The sequence below is a fragment of the Kitasatospora sp. NPDC059803 genome (assembly GCF_042732255.1).
GTDB lineage: Bacteria > Actinomycetota > Actinomycetes > Streptomycetales > Streptomycetaceae > Kitasatospora.
Map to the genome: position 1 here is coordinate 1 of NZ_JBHWIJ010000050.1, position 5,947 is coordinate 5,947.

At 74.1% G+C, this 5,947-nt stretch carries 6 protein-coding genes; 3 read left to right on the forward strand and 3 right to left on the reverse strand.

What is annotated here, in order from left to right; translation table 11 throughout:
* Together ACFV6I_RS11325 and ACFV6I_RS11330 are read left to right on the forward strand one after the other, a co-directional pair.
* The coding region (locus ACFV6I_RS11325) for a DUF6542 domain-containing protein (RefSeq protein WP_380424628.1) at positions 1-332 on the forward strand (332 nt) is incomplete at its 5' end.
* The gene (locus tag ACFV6I_RS11330; RefSeq protein ID WP_380424631.1) at positions 325-1,917 is read left to right on the forward strand and encodes an LCP family protein; all 1,593 of its coding nucleotides are present in this window, start codon (positions 325-327) and stop codon (positions 1,915-1,917) included. The genes ACFV6I_RS11325 and ACFV6I_RS11330, both read left to right, overlap by 8 nt.
* Before the next feature lie 72 nt (positions 1,918-1,989).
* Here ACFV6I_RS11330 and ACFV6I_RS11335 read toward each other — a convergent pair whose 3' ends face one another.
* Entirely contained in the window at positions 1,990-2,442 is a 453-nt protein-coding gene (locus ACFV6I_RS11335) for a hypothetical protein (protein WP_159398579.1), read from the reverse strand.
* A gap of 140 nt (positions 2,443-2,582) precedes the next feature.
* Entirely contained in the window at positions 2,583-3,821 is a 1,239-nt protein-coding gene (locus ACFV6I_RS11340) for an MFS transporter (protein WP_380424633.1), read from the reverse strand.
* A gap of 136 nt (positions 3,822-3,957) precedes the next feature.
* On the opposite strand from ACFV6I_RS11340, the gene ACFV6I_RS11345 reads away from it, so the two are divergent.
* Positions 3,958-4,401, forward strand: coding sequence for a helix-turn-helix domain-containing protein (locus tag ACFV6I_RS11345; RefSeq protein WP_063350649.1), 444 nt, complete (start codon positions 3,958-3,960; stop codon positions 4,399-4,401).
* A 76-nt stretch (positions 4,402-4,477) separates the two neighbouring features.
* Here ACFV6I_RS11345 and ACFV6I_RS11350 read toward each other — a convergent pair whose 3' ends face one another.
* Complete coding sequence (locus ACFV6I_RS11350) at positions 4,478-5,833, reverse strand: DUF6777 domain-containing protein (RefSeq protein ID WP_380424635.1); 1,356 nt, start codon at positions 5,831-5,833, stop codon at positions 4,478-4,480.
* Positions 5,834-5,947 lie beyond the last annotated feature (114 nt).

Here is a 5,947-nt window from a genome sequence, read left to right on the forward strand (position 1 = left end):
GCCCCGGCGTCGGCGTGCTCTTCGCGGTCGGGGCGGTCGGCGGGACGGGTGCCGCGGCGGCGCTGTGCAGCCGGGCCGGCCGCTGGTGGGTCGTCACCGCGGCCCCGCTCGTGGTGCTGCTCGGCGCCGCCGGCATCGAGTACCTGGCGAACCGGGACGCGTACCAGGGCAAGCAGCTCGGCACCGGCGCGCTGCGGTGGGTGGTGGGGGCGTTCCCGGTGATGGCGGCGGCGGTGGGGGTCGCGCTGCTGGTCGTCGTGGTCCGCATCGCGCTCGACCGCCGACGGCTCCGCAGGGCGGGCACCCCGGCCGGAAGGAGCCGTCGTGGCTGAACGCGCCGCCCGCCTCCGCCCGCGCGGCCGCGCCCCGCGCCGCGGCCCCGCCCCGCTGACCGTCGCCGGGCGCACGCTCGCCTGCACCGTCTCCATCGCCGTCCTCGGCGCCAGCGGCTTCACCTGGTACGAGTACCGCAGCCTCGACGACGGCATGACCAAGTCCACCGCGCTGAGCGAGGCCAAGAAGAACGCCCCGCCCCACCTCGACAAGTCCGTCAACCTGCTGCTGATCGGCCTCGACAGCCGCAAGGACATGGACGGCAACGACCTGCCCAAGCAGTTCGTCGAGGACGAACTGCACGCCGGGTCGAGCGAGATCGGCGGCTACAACACCAACGCCCTGATCGTCCTGCACATCCCGGCCAACGGCGGCAAGGTCACCGCGCTGTCCGTCCCGCGCGACGACTACGTGCAGACCCTCGGCGCCGACGGCAAGATGCACAAGATCAAGGAGGCCTACGGCATCGCCAAGGTGGCCGCCGAGCAGAAACTCGCCGGCAAGGGGCTCTCCAAGGCCGACCTGGAACGGCAGAGCCGCGAAGCCGGACGCTCCGCCACCATCCAGACCGTGCAGGGCTTCCTCGACGTCCCGATCGACCACTTCGCCGAGGTCAACCTGATCGGCTTCTACGACATCGCCAAGGCCGTCGAGCCGATCCAGGTCTGCCTCAACCACCCCGTCGACGACCCGATCACCGCCCGCACCGCCGCCCACGAGGGCGGCGGCACCGGCCTCAAGCTCCCCGCCGGCATCAGCTCCCTCAACGCCGCCCAGGCCCTCTCCTTCGTCCGCCAGCGCCACCACCTCGCCAACGGCGACCTCGACCGCACCCACCGGCAGCAGGCGTTCATCTCCTCCGTCGAGTACCGGCTCAAGCAGCAGGGCATCCTCAACGACTTCGGGCAGATGCAGAAGCTGTTCGGGGTGGTGAAGAAGGACGTCGTCATCGACAACGAGTGGAACATCCTCGACTTCGCCCAGCAGGCGCCCAACCTCACCGGCGGGAACGTCGAGTTCAACACCCTGCCGATCACCGGGTTCAAGACCGTCGGCGGCCAGGAGGTCAACACCGTCAACCCGGAGCTGATCAAGAAGATCGTCCGGCAGCTGTTCAACCGCGAGCCGGCCCCCGTCCAGGCCGTCCCCGCGCCCACCGAGACGGCCGCCGAGACCGCCACCCCCTCGCCGTCCGCCGCCTCCCCGACCGCGACCAGGGCCGTCGTGGACGTCAACGCCGTCGCGGGCGCCGGCGCGGCCGCCACCGAGTCCAAGGCCCTCGCCGAACTCGGCTACCAGCCGGGGAGGATCGGCGACGCCGCCGCCAGGACCAGGGCCACCACCGTCACCTACGGCAGCGGCGCCAAGGCCGACGCCCAGCAGCTCGCCACCCGCTACGGCGTCACCGCCACCGCGGCCGCCGTCGTCGCCCCCGGCCACATCGTCGTCACCCTCGCCGTCACCCGCACCCCCAGCCCCGCCGCCGCCACCACCGGGCCGGGCGACGCGGCCACCGACCCCGCCGCCGGCCTCCCCATGCAGGGCCCCGCCGTCAAGGCCGGCGGCATCCCCTGCGTGGACTGACGGGGGCGGCGGGCGCCGCGCGGCCGCACCCACGAGGCGGTGGGCGAACCGGCCCGGCGGCCGAACCGGGCGTCACGGGAGGAGAGTCCGGCCCCGGGCGCGCTGGACGAGCAGGCCGACCAGCCACAGCAGGACCGCCGTGGCGCCCACCGCGGCCAGCACGTAGGTCGCGGGCATGTCGTCGTTGGGGTAGTGGTCGCCGGCCACGCGCACGGTGGCCGGGTCGTCCGCCGCCGCCTCCAGGGGGACGGTCATCCCGACGTGCGGCTTCTCGACCCGTTTGAGGCCGAGCGCCGACGTGCGGTAGTCGCGATCCCCGGCCCGGTAGGTGATGGTGTAGAGCCAGCCGCCCTTGCGCAGGGCCACGGCGCTGACCGTCCCGTCGACCCGCAGCGGCGCGGCGTCTATCCGGCTCGCGGCCCGCCACTGCGCGGACGCGGCGAACAGGCTCCAGCAGAGCACCAGCAGCGAGACCACCGCGCCCGCCAACGGAAGGGACCACACCCGGCGTAACACTGCCTTCATGGCCCGGACGATACCCGCCCCGTGACGCGCCGTCGGTGGCCGGGGCGCCGCCCCCTTCGAGAGCGACACGGCGGTGGACCTCGCCGACGGCCTGGCGCGGACGCCGCCGGATCAGGGCGAGGAGCCATTCCGAGGCTTCGTCAATTCTGCTTTCTGGCAAGCCAGTAGAGCAGTGCGGCCAGACTGGTGGCCGCGCCGAGGAGGCAGACGGCCGTCCAGCCCCAGTGCTCGTAGACGAGGGTGGAGCCGATCGCGCCCGCCGCACAGCCGGCGGAGTAGAGGAGCATGTACCCGGCGGTGAGCCGGCTCTGCGCCTCGGGGCGGACCTGGTACAGCAGGTGCTGGTTGACCACGTGCACGGACTGCAGGCCGTAGTCGATCACCACCATGGCGAGCACCAGCCACCACACCGAGTGCGGCAGCAGGGCCGCCGGGATCCAGGCGGCGAGCATGGCCAACAGGCCGATGCCGGCGGTGTGTTCGGCCCGGCCGCGGTCGGCCTGCCGGCCCGCGCGGCCGGCACCCAGGGCTCCGGCGGCACCGGCCAGGCCGAACAGCCCGATCTGGGTGTGGCTGAGACTGAACGGCGGGGCGGCGAGCGGGAGCACCATCGGGGTGAGCAGGACGGTGATGGAGGTGAAGGTGAGCAGCGCGAGGACCGCCCGGGCGCGGAGCACGGGCTCCTCGGCGAAGAGCGTGAACACCGAGCCGATCAGCCGGGGGTAGCTGATCCGTGCGGTCTGCGAGGTCTGCGAGGTATGCCCGGTCGGTGCCGACGGCCGGTGACGTTCGGCCGGGAGGACGACCGCGACGGCGAGGGCCATCGCGCCGGTGGCGACGGCGGACACCACGTAGACGGCGCGCCAGCCGGCCAGGTCGCCGATGGTGCCGGCGACGGTGCGGGCGAGCAGGATGCCGACCACGATGCCGCTGGTGACGGTGCCGACCACCCGGCCCCGGTCGGCGGGCGCGGCGAGCGAGGCCGCGTACGCGACGACGACCTGGGCGACCACCGCGAGGACTCCGACGGCGGCCATCGCGGCGAGCATCAGCGGCGCGGAGGGGGCGAGCGCGACGGCGGCGAGGGCGAGCACGGAGAGCCCGAGCTGAGCGGTGGTGAGGGTGCGGCGGTTGACGTGGTCGCCGAGCGGGACGAGCAGCAGCAGGCCGAGCGCGTAGCCCGTCTGGGTGAGGGTGCCGACGAGCCCGATGGTGGCCGGGTCGATGCCGTAGTCCGTGGCGATGAGGTCGAGCAGGGGCTGTGAGTAGTAGACGTTGGCGACGGCGAGGCCGCAGGCGACGGAGAGGAGCCAGGCGGCGGCGGGTGGCAGGCCGCGTGGGGGCGCTTCGGCGGCGGTGGCGCGGGTGGGCGAGGTCATGGGCGGGACTTCCTGGTGGCGGGCACGGCCGGACTGGTTTCAAAGTGCTACCACGCCACCCTGGCATACTGTGGTTTCAATAAGCAACCACGCGACTCGCCGCTAGGCTGGGCGCCGACCGTGGAAGGTGGGAGAAGTGCCGAAGCGCACCACGCACGAGGAGTCGACCTGCCCGGTCGCCCGCCCGCTCGACGTCGTCGGCGACGGCTGGACGCTGCTGATCGTGCGCGACGCCTTCGACGGGCTGCGCCGCTTCGGGCAGTTCCAGAAGAACCTGGGCCTCGCCAGGAACATCCTCTCGGCCCGCCTCACCAACCTGGTCGCCAACGGGGTGTTCGAGCTCGCGCCGGCCGCCGACGGCAGCCCGTACCAGGAGTACGTGCTGACCGAGAAGGGGCGCGCCCTCTTCCCCGTGATCACCGCGCTGCGGCAGTGGGGCGACCAGTGGTTCTTCGCGGAGGGCGAGCCGCGCGCCCGGCTGGTGGAACGCGGGACGGGCGCGCCGATCGAGGCGATGGAGGTCCGCGCGGCCGGCGGCCGGGTGCTGGGGCCCGAGGACGCCGAGGTGCTGCTGCCCTGAGACGCGCCGCCGCCACCGGCGGACGGGCGGCCGGTGGCGGCGGGTAGTGGCGGGTGGTGCGGGGGAGTCGGGCGGATCAGCTGGGGGTGGCGCTCCCGGCCGTCGCGGTCTTCGGGGGTTCGGTGGCCGTCGCGGTGGTGCCGGGGGCGGTGCCGTTGGTGGTGTTCGTCGTGGTGGAACCGGTCGTGGTCGCCGGGGCCTTGGTGCTCGGCGTCTGGGTCGGGGTCTGGGTCGGCGTCTTGGTGGTGGACGAACCCGTGGACGAGCCCGTGGATGACCCCGTCGAGGAGCCTGCGGACGACCCCGTGGACGAGCCGGTCGAGGACCCGGTCGTCTTGGTCGTCCCGGTCGGGGTGCCCGAGGAGGTGGACGACGTTGCCGAGGCGGAGCCCGTCCCGGTCGAGGCGCCCGAGGACGTCGCCCCGGACGAGGTCGCTCCGGAGGACGTGGCCCCCGAGGAGGTCGCCCCGGACGAGGTCGAACCCGAGGTCGTCGCCGAGCCGGACCCGGAGGTCGCCCCGGAGGTGGCCCCGGAGGACGAGGCGGAGGTCGAGTGCGACGTCGAGGCCGTGCCCGCCGGCGTGGTGGGCGTCATCTTCCCCGGCGGCGGGACGCCTGGCGCCAGCGGCCCCTTGGGCGGTCCGACGTTCCGGTCGACCACGTCGATCCGCCCGGTCAGGCGGGAGAACCAGCCGCCCGTCTCGATGTTCACCAGGATGATCTCGGTCACCGGCTGCGGCGCGGGCACCACGACGACCAGCGTGGTCGGGTGGAAGCCGGCCCATGCCTTCCCGGTGTACTTGGCGTCGCTCACCAGCACCGGCGGCTTCAGCGGGTTGCCGCAGGAGCAGCGCACCCGGGGCACGCCCTGGGAGTCCACCAGGACGGCGGTGCCGGCCTGGAGCGCGGACTGGTACTCGGCGACGGCGCCGCTCTTGTAGTTGTGGTTGGTGACCCGGGTGTCCACCCGCAGGTAGGCCGAGGTCAGCGAGCGCAGGTAGGACGGGATCTCGGACTGCTGGACGCCCGCGGCGGAGGCCCAGGCGCGGCCGGAGTCCCCGCTGGAGACCATCCCGATCAGGCGCTCGGTGTCGCAGCTGGGCTTGGTCATCGTCCCGCCGTACAGCCCGGCGGAGTTGCCCTCGACGCTGTGGATCACCGCCGGGGAGGCGGCCGTGGACCGGCCGCCCGGCCCGGACTGCGGTGCCTGGGCGGACTGCGGCGCCGGCCCGGACTGCGGCTCCTGGGCGGGGGCGGGGGCGCTCACCCCCTGGGTCTCCACCGATGGGGTGAACGGGTCCGGCCCCGGGTCGGCCGGGGCCTGGAGGGCCACCTCGTTGGCGGCCGGCAGGGTGTCGTGGTGACCGCCGCCCTGGCTGTTCACGATCAGCACGGTGGCCACCACGGCCACCGCCAGCGTGCCGGCGGCCAACGCGAGCCCCCGCCCGGAGCGCCACCACGGCGTGTGCGGCCCCCGACCGCCGCCGGAGGACGGCCCTGACGGACCGGACGGCCCTGACGGACCAGATGGACCAGACGGCCCGGA

Bases quoted from the DNA above. Each gene is read 5' to 3' on its own strand.
- ACFV6I_RS11335 (WP_159398579.1), bottom strand. From the start codon at position 2,442: ATGAAGGCAGTGTTACGCCGGGTGTGGTCCCTTCCGTTGGCGGGCGCG.
- ACFV6I_RS11340 (WP_380424633.1), bottom strand. From the start codon at position 3,821: ATGACCTCGCCCACCCGCGCCACCGCCGCCGAAGCGCCCCCACGCGGC.